Here is a 17,066-nt window from a genome sequence, read left to right as displayed (position 1 = left end):
TTTGAGGAGCCACGATTACCTTGCCCGTCATCGGAAAGCAACTGGAAACCGTCGCGCCGGGCGGCCGGGGTCCCGTACTGCTGCGGGGGCCGGACAACGGCGCCGAGTCCCTGGCCTGGCTCCAGGACAACCGTGTGGTCCTCGACGAGCTGGTGACCAGCCACGGCGGGGTGCTGCTGCGCGGTTTCGGGTTGAAGTCCGTGTCGGATTTCAACAAGGCCGTGCAGCTGATCAGCCCGCGGCTGCTGGACTACGTCAATCGGTCGACTCCGCGCACCAAACTCGGCGGAAAACTCTACACGGCCACCGAGTACCCGGCCGACAAAAGCATCCCGATGCACAACGAGAGCTCTTACGCCGATGTCTGGCCGAACAGGATCTTCTTCTACAGCGCGCTAGTGGCCGAAACGGGCGGGCACACCCCGGTGGCCGACAGCCGCCTGGTGTACCAGCGGATCGACCCCGGCGTGCGGGAGAAGTTCGAGCGGCTGGGCGTGCTCTACGTGCGCAATTACACCGCCGGCGTCGACCTGAGCTGGCAGGAGGTGTTCCAGACCGACGACCGGTCGGCCGCGGAGGGGTTCTGCGTCGAGCACGGCATCGAAGTCCGCTGGGGGCCCGGGAAGCCGGAGCTGACCACACGGCAGCGTTGCCAGGCCACGCTGGTGCACCCCGTCACTTCGGAACCCGTGTGGTTCAACCAGGCACATCTGTTCCACATCTCGGCACTGGCGGCGAACGAACAGCGGTCGTTGATCGACGAACTGGGGACGGAATGCTTGCCGCGCAACGCGTACTACGGCGACGGAACGGCCATCGAGCTCGACACGCTCGACCATATCCGCGCCGCCTACGAGCAGGAGAAGGTCGCGTTCCCCTGGGAGCGCGGCGACGTCCTGCTGCTCGACAACCTCCTGTTCGCTCATGGCCGTACCCCGTTCACGGGGAAACGCAAGATCGTGGTGGCGATGGGATGACCTTCCCCGCCACTTCCACCGGACTGTCCGCTCGGATCGATGGGAACGTTTCATGACCAGTACCGACCAGGTCGGCTCGCAGCAATCCGTCGTGAACTCCTACAACGGGTGGGATCCGCTCGAGGAGGTCATCGTCGGCAACGCGTACGGCGCCGCCAAGGCGGGCTACGAACCGGCGTTCAACCCCTACGTCCGTGACCCGAGTGTCCGCACACGAGACGGCTACCCGCGCGACGAGAAGGACATCGAGGCCGCGCAGGCACAGCTGGACAACTTCGCGAACTTCCTGCAGGGGCGCGGTATCACGGTTCACCGGCCGACGCGCACCGAGTACTTCGTCCCGGTCAAGACGCCCGACTTCGAGGTGAAGGGGCAGAACGCCAGTGCCTGCCCCCGCGACGTCCTCATGGTGGTCGGTGACCAGATCATCGAAGCGACCATGGGCCAGCGGGTCCGGTTCTTCGAATACCTGGCCTACCGGGAGCTGGTGAAGGACTACTTCAACCGAGGCGCACGCTGGGTGGCCGCGCCCAAACCCTCGATGTCCGACGCCATGTACACCAAGGACTACTCCACCGTCGAGACGCCGTTCGACGCCGACAGTCATCCTGCGCTCACCGACTTCGAGCCCTGTTTCGACGCGGCGAGCTTCTGCCGGATCGGCAAGGACATCTTCTATCAGCCCGACATCGTCACCAACGATTTCGGGGCCCGCTGGCTCGCCAGGCAGCTCGGGCCGGAGTACCGGGTGCACCGTGCGCGGTTCAAGGATCCGCATCCCCAGCACATCGACGCCACGATGGTCCCCTTGCGGCCGGGGCTGGTGATGATGAACCCCGAGCGGCCCGCCGTGGACGACACCCCGCAGTTGTTCAAGGACAACGGATGGGAGGTCGTGGACGCGGTGCCTTCGGTGACCGACACCATTCCCCGCCCGGACGAGGTCAGCAACTGGATCTCGATGAACATGTTCAACCTCGACGAGCAGACCATCGTCTGTGAAGAGCGGGAAGAACCGATGATCAAATTGCTGGAGACCCTCGGCTTCACGGTGATCCCCTTGCCCTTCCGCGATGTCTACTCGTTCGGCGGAAGCTTCCACTGCTGCACGTTGGACGTCCGCCGTCGTGGTGGTCTTCAGTCCTACTTCCCCGAACTGGACGCCTGAATCGGCGACGGTCCACATCGGCTCACTCGCGGTCCCGAACCTGGAAGGTGCGTAGATGTCCCTCACGCCGCAAGATCAAGCCGACCTCGCGGCGTGGAACCGCACGCAAGTCCGATACCCGGACGGCGAGACGGCGCACGGGCTGTTCGCCCGGCGGGTGGAGGAACGGCCCGACGCCATCGCGATCAGCTGTGGTGACGAGGCACTGACCTACCGGGAGGTCGATGAGCGGAGCAGCCGGCTCGCCGCGTTGCTCCGTCATCGGCACGGGGTGGGCCCGGACGTCCGGGTCGTGCTGATCCAGGACCGGAGCGCGGACGTCTTGGTCAGCTTGCTCGCCGTGCTCAAGGCGGGTGGCGCCTATGTGCCGATCGACCCGGGTATCCCGGACGAACGGCTGCGGTTCATCCTCGGCGACACCGGCGCCGTCGTCGCGTTGGCGGGCCGGGCATACGCCGGACGGGTCGCCGGACTGTCCTCAGTGGACGTTCTCGTGGTCGACGGCCCGGCTCCCGATGCCGGACAGGCCGAATATCCTTTGGTGGAAGCCGAGTCCTCTTGCACGCCCGAGGATCTGGCGTATGTCATCTACACCTCGGGTACCACCGGACGCCCCAAAGGGGTGATGATCGAACACCGGGCGGTGGTCAACTACATCCGTAACGTGGCCGCACGGACCGGTCTGTCCGCTGAGGACGTCTGCGACTACTCGACCAGCCTCAGTTTCGATCTCACCGTGACCACGACCCTGGCCTGCCTCGCCCTGGGCGGCCGGGTCGCGGTGTACCAGGAGCAGGTGCACGATCTGGACGCCTACCGCGAACACCTGGTCGCGAGTGGCGTCACCTTCGTGAAACTCACCCCGGGCTACTTCGGGTTGCTGGCGGTGTCCGTGCACCAGACCGGGCTGCGGACCGTCGTCCTCGGTGGCGAGAAGCTGGGGCGCGGCGTGCTCCGCGCGATCAGGACACGCCCGGGGCAGGCGTTGACCGTGTTCGACGAATACGGGCCGACCGAAGCGACCGTCGGTGCTTCGCTGGGCACCGTGTTCCCCGACACCGGGGCGCATCCCAACATCGGCAGGCTCTACGGCAATGTCACGGGTTACGTACTCGACGAGCGGTTCGAGCCGGTCCCGGCCGGTGTGGTCGGCGAGCTTTTCATCGGTGGTGCGGGGCTGGCCAGGGGCTATCTCGATCGTCCTGACCTGACCGCGGAGCGGTTCCCGGCCAACCCGTTCCGCGAGGGAACAGGGCGATCGGCCGGCGAGCGGCTCTACCGGACCGGGGATCTCGTGCGCCGGCTGCCCGACGGCACTCTGGAGTACGTGGGCCGCGGCGACGATCAGGTCAAGGTGCACGGGTACCGGGTCGAACCGAGCGAGGTCAGCGAGGCGATCGAGGAGCACGGCGACGTCGAGCGGGCGGTCGTCCTCCCGGTCACCGAAGGGGTCGAAAAGCAGGTCAAGGGCCTGGTCGCCTACGTCGTGGCGGGTGAGTTCGGGTGTTCCGACGCCGAGCTCGACGAATTCCTGAGGCAGGCGCTGCCGGAGTACATGGTGCCGAGCGCCTACTTGTTCCTTGATTCCTTGCCGCTGACCGGGAACGGCAAGATCGATCGCGCCGCCCTCCCCAAGCCGCGGCTCGATCCGATCGACGAGTACGTGGCGCCGCGTACCGGCCTGGAGAGCGTCGTCCATGAGGTGTGGTCGGAGCTGCTCGACACCGGGGACCGGAAATTCGGTGTCACCGACGAGTTCTTCAAACTCGGCGGCGACAGCATCGTGGCCATCCAACTGCTGAGCAGGCTTCGGCGGCGGCTGGGCGTGCACATCCCGGTCGACGAGGTACTCAACCGCGGCACGATCGAGAAGCAGTGCGAGTTCCTGGCGGTCCAGGAGCCGGATACAGAAGGCGGAGCGAGGAAGATCAGCGCGGAATCGGGCGAGCTGACCGGTACCGTGCCGCTCCTGCCCATCCAGCGATGGTTCTTCGACAACGACTTCCCGCGTCCGGATCACTGGAACCAGGCGTTCCTGATCGCCACGCCGGAACTCGAATCCGACCGGCTCCGAGCCGCCGTACGGGCACTGGGCGACCACCACGCGGCGTTCCGGCTCAGATACCGTCCGGGCGAATCGGGTGAGCAGGAACAGTATTACACCGAGGAATTCACGCCCAGTGAGCTCGTCGTCGGCTCCGGCCGGGACCCGGGTGAACTGCTGACGGAGTGGCAGGGCGATTTCGACCTCGCCGACGGTCCGGTCTACCGGGTGGGTTACCTCGATGGCCGTGCCGACGGTACGGCGCGGATCCTGATCGCCTGTCACCACCTGATGGTGGACACGGTCAGCTGGCGCATCCTCGCGGAGGACCTGCGGGCGTTGTACGACGGAGAGCGGCTCGCCGACCCGGGGAGCAGCTACCGCCAGTGGACGCGCGCGGTCTCGGAGTACGGCCGGGCCCACCCCGGTGAGGAGGCCTATTGGCTCGCGGTCGACGAGGAGTTCGCACGCGTCGGCGACAGCGCGCTGCGGGCGCTGGTGCGGAGTGAGAACACCAGGACCGTGACCGGGTTCGAACTCGACCGCGACACCACCGGCGATTTGATCAGTGGCTGTCACCAGGTCCATCGGACACAGATCAACGACCTGCTCCTGACCGCGTTCGCGCACGCGCTGGCCGAGGTCACGGGGCAACGCGTCAACCACGTCGTCCTGGAAGGTCACGGCCGCGAGGAGATCGACCCGGCACTGGACGTGTCGCGTACGGTCGGCTGGTTCACGACGATGTTCCCGGTCCGCATCGAGGCGGCTCGGCATCTGCAGGACAGTCTGCGGACGGTGAAGGACACGCTGCGGGCCGTGCCGGGCAAGGGGATCGGGTACGGCGCCTTCCGCGGTTACGACAACACCCGGCTGCCGCGCGTCAACTTCAACTATCTCGGGCAGTTCGGGGCGGCCGACGCGGCGGCGCGGTCGTGGCGCATCACCCGTGAGCCCGCCGGTGAGCCGGTCCACGCGGACAACCGGGACACCAACATCATGACCGTCAACGGCATGGTGCTCGACGGCAGGCTGAGTTTCACCATCGTCAGCAAGCTTGACGCCGAGACCGGTGAGCGGATCGCCGAATCCTATCGGCGCAACCTCGTCGCGCTCGTCGAGGAACTGGTCACCGCCGATCGAGGCTTTCTCACCCCGTCCGATGTGGACAACGTGGTTTCGGGCGAGTACCTGGACGAGATCCAGCGTGAACGTGAGGTGGAGAGCGTCCATCTCGCCAACAGCCTGCAACAGGGTTTCATCTACCAGGCCGTCACCCGGGGCCGGATCGATGACGCCTACACGGTGCAGACCGTCTGGAGCTATCACGTCGAGATGGATGCAGCGCTGCTGCGCGAGGCTTGGGAATGCGCGCAACGCCGGTTCGCCAGCCTCCGGCTGCGCTTCGGCTGGCAGGAGGAACTGGTCCAGATCGTCGACGCGCGGGGTGACTTGCGCTGGACCGAGCTGGACCACGGGGACCGGTCGCCGTCCGAGCAGGAACGCGCGATCACCCTGCTGCTCGAGGCTGATCGCGCCGAACCGTATGACCTCGCCGACGGCTCGTTGTTCCGTGTGTACCTGGTCAAACGCGGCAGCAGCCGGTGGACCTGCCTGTTCAGCAGCCACCACGCGATCCTCGACGGCTGGAGCAACACGGTCCTGTTCAACTTCGTGCACGAGGCGTATCAGGACCTTCTCGCGGGAAGGCCGGTGGATGTCGTCCCGGACGCCGGCTATGCGGCGGGACAGCGCTACCTGCAGGAGCACCGCGGCGAACACGCCGAATTCTGGAATGGCTATCTCGCCGGGCTCGACCGGCATATGGACCTGCAGGGACTGCTGACCCCGGAGGCGCGGGCCGAGGGGGTCCAGGTGGCGCGCATCCGCGCCACGAAGCGGATGCGGGAGATCGGGTTCGAGCTCGACGGTGATCGCCACGCGACGCTCAAGGACCTCATCCAGGAGCGAGGCATCACCGCCAACGCGTTGTTCCTGCACCTGTGGCATCAGGTCCTGCGGCTCTACGGCGGCAGCACACGGACGATCTCCGGTGTCGTGTTGTCGGGCCGCGGGATCCCGGTCAACGACGTCGAGAATTCGGTCGGCCTGTTCATCAACACACTGCCGCTGATCGTCGACCACGACGAGCCCGCGGACACCGTGCTGGGCGACGTCAAGGCGATCCAGCGGCAGATCAACGAGCTCAATGCCCACAGCGCTGTCGAACTCTCCAGCCTGCACAAGGGCGACAGCAGATTGTTCGACACCCTCTTCATCTACGAGAACTGGCCCAAGCTCGCGCAGGACGGTTGGCAGGCCAGGCTGCGCACGAGTTTCGACGGTGAGTACGAGAAGCTGGACTACCCGCTCGCCGTGATCGTGTCGGAGACTTCGGCGGCGATCGGCTTCCGGCTCAGCTATGCCGAGGAATCGTTCGACAAGGCTTACGTCGAAGAGATGCTCGCGGTGCAGCGGACCATGCTGGAGCAGGTGCTCGCCGACGTCGAACGCCCGACCGCCGAACTGGCGCTGGTGGAGGAGACGCGGCCTGCCACACCGTCCGACCAGCGAACCATGCCCCACTCCTTCGCCGATCGGTTCGCGGCGCAGGCGACGGCGACACCGGAGCGGACGGCCGTCACCCATGGCGGCGACAGCCTGACCTACGGCGAGCTGGATCGGCGTGCCGAGCGGCTGGCCGGCCTGCTCGTCGCGGAGCACGGTGTACGGCGCGGAGATCTGGTGGTGCTGTGCATGGAAAAGCGGCTCGAACTCGTCGTGTCGATGCTCGCGGTGATGAAGGCAGGAGCCGCCTACGTGCCGGTGGACCCGGCCTATCCGGCCGACCGTGTTTCCTATGTCGTCGAGGACACTTCGACCCAGGTGGTGCTCACGACAGGTGAGCATCTGGGCAGGTTCCCCGTCGCCGTGGACGTGACGGCCCTCGACGAGAGCGGATCAGGCGGGGACGGTCCCCGTGAGCCGGTCGGCGCGGCGGACCTGGCTTATGTGCTCTACACGTCCGGTACCACAGGGACTCCCAAGGGCGTCATGGTCGAGCACCGGGCGTTCTGCGCTCTGCTGGACGCGGTCAAGTCGCGGCACTTCCCCGGTCACACGTCGGTCAGCACCTGTGCGCTGACCAATCACGTGTTCGACATCTTCGGTCTCGAGTACGGGTTGCCCTTGCTCACCGGTGGCAGGGTGGACCTCGCCGCCGTCCTGCCGGAGACGCTGGACTGTCGAGACCTTGACTTCGTGCAGGCCACACCCAGCGTCTGCGATGTACTCCTCGACCGGTTGACCGGTACGGAATCGACGTTGCTGCTGATCGGCGGCGAGCCGCTGAGCCCGGCGTTGCTCGATCGCGCCTTGGCCCGTCGCATGGACGTCGTCAACGTCTACGGGCCCACGGAGACGACGATCTGGTCGACTTCGCGGCTGTACCGGCACGACGAGGACGGCACCCGGCAAGGGGTCGGGCTCGGGACGGCGCTGCCGGGAGAAACGGCGCAGGTGCTGGACGGGCACCTCCGCGCACTCCCGGTGGGGGCGGTCGGCGAGTTGCTGATCGGCGGTGCCGGTCTGGCGCGCGGTTACCTGAACCAGCCGGCGCTGACCGCCGAGCGGTTCGTGTACCGCGGTGAGGACCGGCTCTACCGCACCGGCGACCTGGCCCGTGTACGCGCCGACGGAGAACTGGAGTACCTGGGGCGAAACGATTTCCAGGTCAAGATCCGGGGGCACCGGATCGAACTGGGCGAGGTTGAGGCCGCGCTGTCGCGGTGCGACGGCATCCGGCAGTGCGCGGTGGTCGTCAAGGACCTCGGGCAGCCGGCATTGGTCGGCTACTACGTCGGCGTGCGGCGGATCGATCCGGCCGACCTGGACCGGCAATTGCGGCGGATCCTGCCCGGCCACCTGGTTCCCGCGAGCTTCGTGGCACTCGAACAGCTGCCGCTGACCATCAGCGGCAAACTCGACCGTGCCGCGCTTCCCGACCCGGTGCGTCCCGGATCGCGGGCGCCCGCCCGGCCGCGGAACGAGACCGATCGACGGGTGTGCGAGGTCATCGCCGGGATACTCGGACTCGACGCGGGCGACGTCGGAATCGACGACGACTTCTTCGAACTGGGTGGCAACAGCATCCTCTCGATCAAGCTGGTCGCCGCGCTGAACCGCGTACTCGGGTTGCCGGCGACCGTCGAACATCTGCTGCGGTACCGGACCGTGCGCGGTTTCGTGGACGGACTCGACGGCCGTTCCCGGGAGCAGAGGATCACCCCGGCCACCGCGGAGCCGCCAGAGGGACAGGTGCTCTCTTTCGCGCAGGAGCGGCTGTGGTTCATCGAAAAGTTCGAAGACGGTACCAACGCGTACAACCTGCCACTGGTCTTCACCGTCGCCGACCGGGTGGACCGCGGGATCCTGGCCAAGAGCGTGGCCGACGTGGTGCGGCGGCACGAGATCCTCCGCACGGTCATCCGGGAAGGCGAGGACGGTACCGGCCGCCAGGTCGTGCTCGGAGCGGACGAGGTCGACCTCTCGCTGGAACCGGTGCGGGTCGCCGACCGCGCCGAAATGCACGATCACATGCGCGAACACTCCCGGGTCGCGTTCGACCTCGCCACGCAGGCCCCGGTGCGGGCACATCTGTACCTGGTGGCGGACACCGCCGACCGGTATCTGGCCTTCGTCATCCACCATGTGGCTTTCGACGGCTGGTCGACCGATGTGGTGCTCGACGACCTGTCCACCTTCTACACGCTGAACGAACAAGCCGCCCCGGGCACGGATCCGGTGGGCGCGTTGCCCGCGCCACCTCTGCAATACCGGGACTTCGCCGTATGGCAGCGTGAACGGCTGGACGGAGAACGTACCGAGGAGCTGCTGCGGTTCTGGCGGGAGAAGCTCGCCGACTCGGTCACGCTGGACCTGATCACCGACCATCCTCGTCCGGAACGCACCGACTACCGCGGCGCCAACCTGCATCTGGAGCTGGACGAAAGGCTGTCCGAGGCGCTGCGGGCCCTCGCCAGGCGGATGAAAGTCAGCTTGTTCAGCCTGCTGCTCAGCGGCTATCACCTGACGCTGCGCTGTTTCGCGAACCAGGACGACGTCCTGGTCGGCGTCCCCTTCGCCAACCGGGACCACCCTCAGCTGGAGCGTCTGGTCGGCTTCTTCGTGAACACGCTGCCGTTGCGTTCGCGGATCGACCCCGGCCACACGGTGCTGGACCACGTACGCAACACCGCCGCGGAGGTACTGGACGCGCTGCGGCATCAGGAACTGCCCTTCGAACGGCTGGTCGACGAACTCGACGTGCCTCGCGACACCGGCAGGCATCCCCTCTTCCAGGTGGCTTTCGGAGTGCAGAGCTTCGGCGCCCCCGCGGGCCGGGCACAGGACGAGACCGCGGTGCTGGGGATCTCCGAGGAGACCGCGATGCTCTACACGGTCGCGAGGTTCGATCTCAGCGTCTTCGTCGACGACTCGCGTGATCGGCTCCGATGCGATTTGAACTACGCCACCAGCCTGTTCTCCGAGTCCACGGTGACGAACTTCGGTGAGACGTTCCTGCACCTGCTGCGGCAGTTCGCCGAGCTGGCCGAGGACGACCCGACGCGGGTGGCGGACCTGACCTACCTCGACGAGGCCCGTCACCACGAGATCGTGTGCGAGTGGAGCGCGCCGCGCGCCTCGTACGAGTCCGAGGCCTTGCTGCACAAGCTTTTTGAGGAACAGGCCAAGCGTCTGCCCGACAAGGAAGCCCTGGTGTGGAAGGGACGTCGCCTGACCTATCAGGACGTCGATGAGGCGGCCAACCAGCTCGCGCATCACCTCCTCGACGGCGAGGAGATGGTGGGCGGCGGCCTGGTCGCGTTGTGCCTGGACCGCGGCGATCATGTCCCCGTCTCGATTTTGGGCGTGCTCAAGGCCGGAGCGGGTTACGTACCCGTAGACCCGGGCTATCCCGACGATCGTGTCGCCTTCATCCTGGACGACACCGGCGCGCGGACGATCATCACCAACCGGAGGCATGCCGGACGACTCGCCGCGCTCGTGGCCGGCCGGGAACCGCGGATCCGGGTGCTGGCCGTCGACGATCCGGCGGTACAGGACGAGCTCGACGAGCAGCCGGCGCACGCCCCGGAGACAGAGGTCACCAGCGCGGACATCGCCTACGTCCTGTTCACTTCAGGTACCACCGGCACCCCGAAGGGGGTTCCGCAGTCACACGCCAACGTCGTGCGCCTCTTCCGCACCACCGAGCCGGTGTACGACCTGCGCGAGGACGACGTGTGGACGCTGTTCCACAACTACGTCTTCGACTTCACCGTCTGGGAGCAGTGGGGTGCCTTCCTCTACGGCGGGCGGCTGGTGGTGCCGACCTTCGAGGAGACGCGCGACCCGCACCTGTTTCACGCACTCTGCCGCCGCGAGGGCGTGACCGTGCTCTGCCAGACGCCGACGGCCTTCTTCCAGTTCGCCGAAGTCGCACTGGACAAGGAAGAAGGACACCGGATCGAAGACCTGCGTTACGTGTTCTTCGGCGGGGAAGCGCTGAACGTTCCGCGGCTCGCACCGTGGTTCGCCCGGTACGGCGATGAAAGCCCGCGCCTCGCCGCGGGTTACGGCACCACCGAAACCACGGTGTTCACCTGCGCCAAGCTCTACGACAGCACGGACACCAGTTCCACCGACATCGGCCGGTTGCTGCCCGACGTCGCCGGCTATGTGCTCAACGCACACCTTCGTCCGCTCCCGGTCGGCGCGGTGGGCGAGTTGTTCATCGGCGGTGAGGGGCTGGCCCCCGGGTATCTCAACCGGCCGGACCTGACCGAAGAGCGCTTCGTGCCCAATCCGTTCGCGGGGGAACGGAACGCGGGAGCGCCGACGGCCCGCAACGACCGGCTCTACCGCAGTGGCGACCTCGTGCGCTGGTTGCCCGATCGCGGCCTGGAATTCGTCGGCCGCAATGATCTCCAGGTCAAGGTGCGAGGCCATCGCATCGAACTCGGTGAAGTGGAGACCGTGCTGGCGAGCCATCCGCTCGTCCGGCAGGCCGTCGTGGTGGCGCGCGAACGCGGGAACGAGCCCGACGGCACCGACCTTGTCGGCTACTTCGTCTCCGCGGAGGCCGTCGAACAGGCGGAGGTCTTCGAACACCTGCGGAAGAAGCTGCCCGAGTACATGGTCCCGGTCGCGCTGGTCAGGCTGGATCGGCTGCCTCGAACGATCAGCGGCAAACTGGACACCAAGGCGCTGCCCGCACCGGAGCTGGCCGTCACCGAAGACTTCGTGGCCCCCCGCAATCCCTCGGAGGCCAAGGCACGGAGCCTCGTGGCCGAGGTGCTGGGCGTCCCGGAGGACCGGATCGGAGTGAACGACGACTTCTTCGCGCTCGGCGGCAACAGCATCCTCTCGATCAAGCTGGTCGGCAGGCTGAGCAAGGAACTGGACCCCGGCATCAGTATCGCCACCCTGTTCAAGCACCGGACCATCGCCGAACTGGTCGCCGTTTCGGCGGAGGGGCTCCGCGGGGAGAACGAGATAACGAAGTCGACGCCGTGCTCCGAAACCGAGCAGGTGCTGTCCTTTGCCCAACAGCGGTTGTGGTTCATCGACCGTTACGAATCGGGGACCACCGCCTACAACATCCACCTCATCTACGAGGTGCTGCCCGGGACGGACCTCGACTCGTTGCGGCGCGGTGTGTCCGCGGTGTACGAGCGCCACGAGGTGTTGCGGACGCTGATCAAGGAAGACGCCGAAGGCGAGCCGTATCAAAGCGTCCTGCCGGTCTCCGAGGCGCCACTGAGCGTCGATCGAGTGGTGGTCGAGGACTTCGAAGGTCTGCGCGCCGTGGTGGCGGAAGACGTCGCGAGGCCGTTCGATCTCGCGACCCAGGTCCCGTTCCGGGCCCGGCTCTACCTCACCGGTACCGGCGAGCACCAGCAGGCGGCACTCGGTATTTTCGTGCACCACATCGCCTTCGACGGCTGGTCGGCCGATCTGCTGCTGACGGAACTGGGCGAGTTCTACGACGCCTTCTCGCGGCGTGCCGAGGAGGGGCCGGTCACGACGAACCTGCCGGAGCTGAGCGTCCAGTACCGTGACTTCGCGGCCTGGCAGCGTCGCGAGATCAGCGAAGATCGGCTCGCCGAACTCCTCGGCCATTGGCGATCCCGGCTGTCCGGGGCGCGGCCGCTCGAACTGGCCATCGACCGGCCTCGTCCCGTGGCGGTGGACCATCGCGGCGGATTCGTCACCACGGAGTTCGATCCGGAACTGTCCTTCGCCTTGCGTGAACGGGCCAAGGAACTGGGGGTGAGCCTGTTCAGCCTGCTGCTCACCGGGTGGTACCTGGTACTGGCCAGGTTCAGTGGTCAGGAAGACCTGGTCGTCGGTGTACCGGTGTTCAACCGAGGGCAGGTACAGACGCACGATCTGATCGGATGTTTCGTCAACTCACTGGCTCTCGACTTCCGCGTCGAACAGAACGAGGACACCGCGACCACGATCGGCAAGGTCGCCGACCGTGTCCGGCTGGCCCAAGAGAACCAGGACCTGCCCTTCGACCGGCTGGTGGCCGCGCTGGGACTGTCCCGCGACCCTGGCCGCCACCCGTTGTTCCAGGTGTGGTTCGACGTGCATTCCTTCGCGGAGACCGCGGCGGATCACGAGGGCGACGGAGGAAGAGGCCCCGACGCGCCGTTGCGCACACATCCGCTCGACGAACGGCGTGCCGTCGAAGGGCAGGAGATCGTGACCCGGTTCGATCTCAGCGCGGAGATCAAGGACAGCGAGGAAAGCCTGGTCGGCACCTTCACCTACGCGGTCAGCCTGTTCGACCCCTCCACCGTGCGACGGCTGGTCGACGCCTACCACCTGATACTGACGCAGCTTGCGGACCGGCCGCCGCGGACCGTGTCCGAACTGAGCTTCACCACGCCGGAGCAACAGGACGACCTGATCGACCTGGGCAGGGCGGAGCGGCTGGAACGGACCGGAGACCTCATCGAACTCGTCCGGGAACAGGCCGCCCGGATACCGGACAAGATCGCGATGGTGCGGGACGGCCTACAGCTGACCTATCGGGAACTGACGGAACAGGCATGGATCGAGCGGAACGTGGGACAGCACGCGGCGGCCGCCGCTTACGCACTCGCGGCGGCGATCGAGTACGACTTCGGCTCCGACGGCCCCGAGGTCGTCTGTGACCTGACCGGGGAAAGTGGTCCGCTCGCCCTGGCACTGGTGCACGGTCACACCGTGCTCTCGCCGTCGGAGGCCGTCGACCTCGCCCCGCGGCTGCGGGCCGACGGCGTGACCCACCTCGTTCTCACCGCGGAACAATTCGCCAAGGCCGATCTCACCGGTGTCCCCACCCTGCGGAGGCTGGTCGTGACCGGTACTCCGCCGGATCCGGCGGCGCTGGCGCGGTTCCGGAGGGAGAGCCAGGCCGAGGTCCGCACCGAGTTCCGTTCCGCGCTGGTGCACGACGCGCGCGACGGGGAGCCGGCGCTGGGCAGGCCGCTGCGTGATGTGCACGCGCTCGTACTCGACTCCCGGCTGAGGCCGGTACCGATCGGTGCGGTGGGGACGCTGTTCCTCGCCGTTCCGGGGCGTCCGGGGCAGAACCTGCTCGGCGACTCCACGGAGTTCCACTCGACGGGTGAATCCGTCCGATGGCGGCCCGACGGCGTCATCGAACCGGCGGTCCGGATACCGGCGAAGAGCAGGCCACAGACATCGAGGAGGGCCAGAGCCCGCGGGCGGGCGTGACCCGGCGCACTGAAAGGGTGCGTCTTCCGAAGCCCGATACAGACCGACGAAGGATCCGATCGCGACATGCTTCCCCGAGTTTACCGGCGCGTGCTGGCACTACCGCGCGTCCGCACGACCATCCTGATGATGTTCGTAGCCCGCTTACCGATGACCGCAATGGGCATCCTGATGACCCTGCACGTGGTGCACACACTCGGCAAGGGGTACGCCGAGGCCGGGCTCGTCGGGACGGCGACGACGATCGGCGGAGCGATCGGCGCCCCCGCGGTGGGCCGGATGATCGATCGGTTCGGCCTGCGCGGGGTCGTCGCCGTCTGCGGTATCTGTTCGACTCTGTACTGGGTGAGCGCGCCGCATCTGCCGTACTTGGTCTTGGTGGTGTTCGCCGCGCCCGCCGGCATGCTCGCGGTGCCGGCGAACTCGCTGACCCGGCAGTTCCTCACCGCGCTGGTACCGGAGGAGCAGCGGCGCGCGGTGTTCAGCCTGGACACGATCCTCGCCGAGGCCTCATTCATCTTCGGCCCGGCGCTGGTCGTCTTGGTGACGACCCAGCTCACCTCGGCGGTGGCCTTGACCGGTATCGGCTGCTGCATCGGACTGACGTCGCTGGCGTTGTGGATCACGAACCTTCCGGTTCGCGCCGCCGCAGAGGCCAAGCCGGACAACCGGAAAGCCCGGCCCAAGACGCGTACCTGGCTGACCGGGGGCCTGCTCGCCGCGCTCTTGATCTCGGTCGGCGTGCTGTTCACCTTGATCGGCACCGAACTGGCCTTGATCGCGGCACTCGGCTCCACTGGGGAATCCGGCTGGACGGGTGTGGTGTTCGCGATGATGTCCATCGCCTCCATCATCGGCGGCCTCATCCACGGCGCGGTCCGGAAATCGCTCAGCCAGGCAGTCCTCGCCGGACTGCTCGGCCTGCTGGTGGTACCGGTGGGCCTGCTCGGCCACCCGTGGTGGCTGCTGGGAATAGCGTTGATCCCGATGAACCTGATGTGCACGCCGGCCCTGGCCGCGTGCGCGGAGACCGTCAGCAAACTCGCCCCGCCGAGGGTGCGCGGGGAGGCCATGGGGCTGCAGGATTCCGCGACCAGGCTGGGCATCGCGCTGGGCAGCCCGGTCGTCGGCTTCGTCATCGACAGCACATCTCCCGTTTGGGGTTTCGCCGCCGCTGGACTGGGTGGCCTCCTGCTGACCGGGGCCGGGGTGCTCTGTCAGCGGTTGTCGCGGCCCAGCGCACTCCCCGGGGCCCCCGTCCCCGAGGCCGAGGTGTCCGCGTAATCCGATCTGTCCGCCCAGCAACGCTCCTGCGCTAGAAGGGTTTGCGGCAATGTTGATCTGCGGAGTCAAAGTCTCGCACGATGGCGGGGTCGCGGTGATCCGCGACAACCGCCTGTTGTTCAGCATCGAGCTTGAGAAATTGGACAACGCCGAACGCTACAGTTCGCTCGGTGACCTCCGGCGAGTGGCGCGCATTCTGCGCTCGGAAGGCATTGATCCGTCCGAAGTGGACCGTTACGTGGTCGACGGCTGGTTCACCGAAGGCGACGAACAGAATCCGGTGTCGGTGATCGCCAGCACCGACGGCGGTGACCCGCTGGACCTGACCGTCGCGCCTTACCAGGACCGGGGCAAACAAGACCCATTGGAGCGGTACACGTTCGACGGATACGACTTCGCCCCGGGCCGCGAGGGATACGCCAGCTATCACCACGTCAGCAACCATCTGCTCGGCGCCTACTGCTCGAGCCCGTTCGCCGCTCGCGGCGAGGACGCGCTGGTGCTGGTCTGGGACGGCAGCATGGTTCCCCGTCTCTATCACGTACAGGCGGGCACCAGAACGGTCACGCCGATCGCCTCCCTGCTGCCGATCACCGGTAACAGCTTCGCCGATTTCAGTTCGCGCTTCGAACCGTTCGACCGTCCCACCGAGGGGTTCACCGCCGACGAAGTCATGCGGCACCATTTGTCCATCGCCGGCAAGGCGATGGCCTACGCCGCGTTGGGCCGGGTGGAACCGGACTCGTTCCCGATCTTCGGCGAACTCGTCACAGGCTTCCCGTCGGTGTCCACCGACAACGCCAAACTGGTGGGGGAGAAGGTCGCGGTCAACCGTGAGCAGTTGTTCCCTGGGCTGAGCAACGCCGACCTGATCGCGTCCTTTCAGGCGTACCTCGGCGAGGCGCTGTTGCACAGCCTCATCCTCCGACTGCGCCGCGCACCCAGCAGGGTGCTGACCAAACTGCTCGGCGGAAGACTGGGCAAGCGGCCGAATCTGGTACTCGGCGGCGGCTGCGGGCTGAACATCAAGTGGAACAATCTGTTACGCGGAAGCGGGCTGTTCGACGATGTCTGGGTGCCGCCGTTCCCCAACGACTCCGGTGCCGCGCTAGGCACCGCCTGCTGCGAAATGTTCCGCGAAGGCGGTCATCTCGCGTTGGAGTGGGATGTCTACAGTGGACCGCGACTGCGGCGAGGTCCCGTGCCCGCTGGCTGGGAGGTCCGCCCGTTCGACGAATATCAGCTCGCCGGGCTCCTGCACACCGAAGGGGAACCGGTCGTCGTACTCGACGGCCGTGCCGAGATCGGCCCCAGGGCGCTCGGCAACCGCAGCATCCTGGCGCCCGCCACCGGCCTGGTGATGAAGGAGCGGCTCAACCGGATCAAGGATCGCGCGCATTACCGGCCGGTGGCACCGATCTGCCTCACTTCGCGGGCGGCCGAGGTATTCGATCCCGGAGGCGCGGACCCGTACATGCTGTTCGAGCACCATATGCGTCCGGGCTGGGCGGAACGGGTGCCGGCCGTGGTGCATCTGGACGGCACCGCCCGGTTGCAGACCATCGACTCTTCGGCGGGCAGCGCGACCGGCCGGATCCTCGAAGCCTACGAGCGGATCAGCGGTATCCCGGTGCTGTGCAATACGAGTGCGAACCTCAACGGCAGTGGCTTCTTCCCCGATGTGGAATCAGCCGCGAAATGGGGTGGCACTCGTTACATCTGGTCCGAACAGAAGCTCTACACGAACCCCGCCTTCACCGGCTGGAACACCGGAGACAGTCCACTTTAGACAATTCGGGAA

General features: G+C 66.9%; 5 protein-coding genes. All 5 read left to right on the top strand.

The genetic code is table 11. From position 1 onward, the window contains the following. Positions 1-20: 20 nt before the first annotated feature. The 5 genes from ACIBTM_RS04910 to ACIBTM_RS04890 all read left to right on the top strand — a co-directional run bounded on the left by ACIBTM_RS04910 (position 21) and on the right by ACIBTM_RS04890 (position 17,054). On the top strand, positions 21-977 hold the full coding sequence (locus ACIBTM_RS04910; protein ID WP_395875219.1) for a TauD/TfdA family dioxygenase: 957 nt from the start codon (positions 21-23) through the stop codon (positions 975-977). A 52-nt stretch (positions 978-1,029) separates the two neighbouring features. Next, complete coding sequence (locus ACIBTM_RS04905) at positions 1,030-2,145, top strand: amidinotransferase (RefSeq protein WP_395875218.1); 1,116 nt, start codon at positions 1,030-1,032, stop codon at positions 2,143-2,145. Between the two features lie 55 nt (positions 2,146-2,200). Continuing rightward, the gene (locus ACIBTM_RS04900; protein WP_395875217.1) at positions 2,201-13,981 is read left to right on the top strand and encodes an amino acid adenylation domain-containing protein; all 11,781 of its coding nucleotides are present in this window, start codon (positions 2,201-2,203) and stop codon (positions 13,979-13,981) included. Between the two features lie 129 nt (positions 13,982-14,110). Next, positions 14,111-15,265 (top strand): MFS transporter, encoded by a 1,155-nt coding sequence (locus ACIBTM_RS04895; protein ID WP_395875794.1) that lies wholly within the window; start codon positions 14,111-14,113, stop codon positions 15,263-15,265. 49 nt (positions 15,266-15,314) lie between these two features. After that, positions 15,315-17,054, top strand: a complete 1,740-nt coding sequence (locus ACIBTM_RS04890; RefSeq protein WP_395875216.1) for a carbamoyltransferase N-terminal domain-containing protein — start codon at positions 15,315-15,317, stop codon at positions 17,052-17,054. Positions 17,055-17,066 lie beyond the last annotated feature (12 nt).

The organism is Amycolatopsis sp. NPDC049868 (assembly GCF_044461365.1).
GTDB lineage: Bacteria > Actinomycetota > Actinomycetes > Mycobacteriales > Pseudonocardiaceae > Amycolatopsis.
The sequence above is the reverse complement of the archived record's forward strand: the minus strand, read 5'-3'. Positions and strand labels throughout refer to the sequence as shown.

Excerpts from the sequence above, each read along its gene's own strand:
- ACIBTM_RS04890 (WP_395875216.1), top strand. The coding sequence starts at position 15,315 with ATGTTGATCTGCGGAGTCAAAGTCTCGCACGATGGCGGGGTCGCGGTG.
- ACIBTM_RS04905 (WP_395875218.1), top strand. The coding sequence starts at position 1,030 with ATGACCAGTACCGACCAGGTCGGCTCGCAGCAATCCGTCGTGAACTCC.
- ACIBTM_RS04895 (WP_395875794.1), top strand. The coding sequence starts at position 14,111 with ATGTTCGTAGCCCGCTTACCGATGACCGCAATGGGCATCCTGATGACC.
- ACIBTM_RS04900 (WP_395875217.1), top strand. The coding sequence starts at position 2,201 with ATGTCCCTCACGCCGCAAGATCAAGCCGACCTCGCGGCGTGGAACCGC.